At 69.1% G+C, this 2366-nt stretch carries 1 protein-coding gene; it reads left to right on the top strand.

Features of this window, described 5'->3' with window-relative positions:
* A partial coding sequence (locus tag FKP22_RS27465; protein ID WP_211361617.1) for a S8 family peptidase occupies positions 1–2034 on the top strand: 2034 nt, incomplete at its 5' end.
* Positions 2035–2366 lie beyond the last annotated feature (332 nt).

The following is a 2366-nucleotide window of genomic DNA, read 5'->3' on the forward strand; positions in this document are numbered from 1 at the left end:
ACGCTGGCCACTCGCCTTGGCATTGCCTCGCTCGCTGACGGCAGGGTCATGAGCGAGCGCATGCAGATCATGACCTCGAGCGCGCTGGGCAGCGCTGCGCTGGCGGCCAGGCTGGCGGCGGATTCGGAGGTCGAATGGGCCGTGGTGGACGGTCGCCGCAGCGCGCTGGCTGCACCGAACGACCCGCTGTACCCCAGCGGCCTGCCGGCCAACGTCAATTCTCTGGCCGCCGGGCAGTGGTACCTGCACGCGCCGGACAGCAGCGTCAAATCCGCGGTCAACGCCGAAAACGCCTGGGCGCTCACGCAGGGCAGCAGCAGCGTGGTCGTGGCCGTGCTGGACACCGGGGTGCGCCCGGACCACCCGGACTTTGCCGGCAAGCTGCTGAGCGGCTACGACTTCGTCAGCGACGCGGCCACGGGCAATGACGGCGACGGCCGCGACAGCGACCCCAGCGACCCTGGCGACTGGATCACCTCGGCGGAAGACGCTTCCGGCACCTTCAAGGGCTGCGGCGCCGAAACCAGCTCCTGGCACGGCACGCAGACGGCCGGCCTGATCGGCGCAGCGACCAACAATTCGACCGGCATGGCCGGCATGGCGCCGAACGTGCTGCTGTTGCCGCTGCGCGTGCTGGGCAAGTGTGGCGGCTATGACTCCGACATCATCGACGCGATGCGCTGGGCAGCAGGCATCTCGGTCAGCGGTGTGGCGGACAACACGCACCCTGCCAAGGTGATCAACATGAGCCTCGGCAGCTCCGGCAGTTGCACGGCCGCCTATGAGGACGCGATTGCTGACGTCACTGCAAAGGGCGCGACCATCGTGGTCGCTGCCGGCAACGACGGCCTCGCCGTCGGCACGCCAGCCAACTGCGCGGGCGTGATCGCCGTCGCCGGCCTGCGACACGCCGGCACCAAGTCCGGCTTCTCGGACCTGGGACCGGAAGTCTCCATCGCGGCGCCCGCTGGCAACTGCGTCAACGCGTCCGGCGCCTGCCTGTATTCGATGCTGAGCACGACCAATTCGGGTACCCAGGGGCCGGGCACCAACACCTATTCGGACGCGTACAACTACGCGCTTGGCACCAGCTTCTCGGCACCGCTGGTGGCCGGCACTGCGGCCTTGATGGTGTCCATCAACCCCAGCCTGACGCCGGCAGCCATCCGCTCGCTGATCCGCAGTTCGGCCCGGACTTTCCCGACGGCCACTGAAAGCGGCGTGGCAGCCTGCACCCAGCCGACCTCGACCGAGCAGACCGAGTGCGCCTGCACGACCGGCACTTGCGGCGCTGGCATGCTGGACGCAGGCGCCGCCGTGCTGGCCGCCCAGAACGCGAGTTCGCGCCCTGTGCCAGTGGTGCTCCCATCCGAGGTCTCGGCAGCGATGGGCTCGACCGTGACACTGACGGCCAACGGGACGTTGGTGCCTGCTGGCCGTTCGATTGCCAGCTATCTGTGGCAAGTTACCGATGGGTCGGCCAGCATCGCTTCGGCGACCGGTCGCGCCCGGGCCCAGGCCACCACCTCGACCAATGCCAGCGTGACGCTGACGGCATTGGACGAAGGTGAAACCACCGTCCAGCTGACCGTGACCGACAGCTCGGGCGCTTCCGCTTCGGCGGCGCAGACCCTGGCGGTGTCGGCCGTGGCGCCCACGGCGGCGATTGCCGCGGACATCAGCAGCCCCGAGGTGGGTGACGCGGTGACGCTGAACGGAGTCGGCTCGACAGCCGCCGGCAACGCGACCATCGTGTCATATGCCTGGTCGCTGGTCGGTGGTTCGACCATCGCCACACTGCAGGGCAGCACCGGCCTCCAGGTGGACCTGCAGGGCAATGCGGTGGGTTCTGCCACGGTGCAGCTGACGGTGACGGACAGCAATGGCCTCACAGGCACCACCACCCGCACAGTGACCTTTGCCAAGGCCAGCTCGTCGGGTGGCGGCGGTGGCGGCGCTGCCGGCTCGCCGATCTGGGCAGCGCTGCTGCTGCTGATCGGCCTGGGCCTGCCGCGCCGCCGCACCCGCGGCTGAACTCACGAAATACAAGCCTTCAGGGGCGGCGTGGCCGGGCAGGTCGCGCCGCCCCTTTGTTTTGGCCGCGGCCGGCCGATATCCCGACATCTGTCAAAAAACACGATGTCGGGGTTGTGCATGAGTGGAAGTCGACGCTGTGCGGCGGGCTGGGCCCTGGCCGGGCTGCTGCTGATGGGTTTGTCTGCCGGGGCGCAAGCCGCCAATACGGCGCTGCCGGTGCGCGGTCTGATCGTGCAGTTGCGCGACGCGCCTGCGCACCAGGCGATGCTGGACGTGCCGGATGCCCAGGTCGCCAACTCGGCTGGCGGACCGAGCGCGGCCGAACTCAA

The organism is Ideonella azotifigens (assembly GCF_006519715.1).
Lineage (GTDB): Bacteria > Pseudomonadota > Gammaproteobacteria > Burkholderiales > Burkholderiaceae_C > Ideonella > Ideonella azotifigens.